The sequence below is a fragment of the Mesorhizobium sp. M1409 genome (genome assembly GCF_040317535.1).
In the GTDB taxonomy this organism is placed as follows: domain Bacteria; phylum Pseudomonadota; class Alphaproteobacteria; order Rhizobiales; family Rhizobiaceae; genus Mesorhizobium.
In genome coordinates this window covers 1-729 of the sequence record NZ_JAMYKV010000155.1, presented here as the reverse complement: position 1 = coordinate 729, position 729 = coordinate 1, and the positions used below count along the sequence as shown (strand labels likewise).

Below are 729 nucleotides of genomic sequence, written 5' to 3'. Positions count from 1 at the left end.
CCGCGAAGCCCTCGGCGCTGCGGCGATGGCCGCTGTGACGGTGGTCGATCTGGAGACGGACACGTCCGCCTGGGCCGGGCTGCCCCCTTCCGATCCCGATCCCTACGCCCTCGGCCTCACCCCCCGCCATCTCGCCTATGTCATCTACACCTCAGGCTCAACCGGAGCGCCCAAAGGGGCACAGAATGAGCATCGGGCTATTGTCAATCGCCTGATCTGGATGCAAAAAGCCTACGCTCTCAATGCGACTGATGTCGTCTTGCAGAAGACGCCTTTTGGCTTCGACGTCTCGGCCTGGGAATTCTTCTGGACGTTGCTTGAAGGGGCGACCCTGGTGCTGGCGCCTCCGGCTGCACACAAAGATCCCGAAGCACTTGTAAACTTGGTAGTCGGCCAAAGCATCACCACGGCACATTTCGTGCCATCCATGCTGGTCAACTTTATGGACACGAAGGGTGTTGATCGCTGCACATCGCTGCAGCGTCTCATGTGTAGTGGTGAGGCACTTGCTGCCCCCCTTGCGCACAAGGTTCGGCGCATATTGCCTTGGACCGGCCTGCACAATCTATATGGTCCCACGGAAGCAGCTATCGACGCGACGGCCTGGAATTGCCCGGCTGATTTTGACGGGTCAGTTGTCCCGATCGGCCGTCCGATTGCGAACACGCGGGTGTATCTTCTGGACGGCCATGGCGCGCCGGTTCCATTCGGGGCGGTGGGCGAGCTTTA

The 729-nt window shown here is 60.6% G+C and carries 1 protein-coding gene; it reads left to right on the top strand.

Annotated features, from left to right (window positions below):
* Window positions 1-25: 25 nt before the first annotated feature.
* Window positions 26-729: AMP-binding protein (locus NKG99_RS35795; RefSeq protein WP_352874184.1), on the top strand; the 704-nt coding region annotated here is incomplete at its 3' end.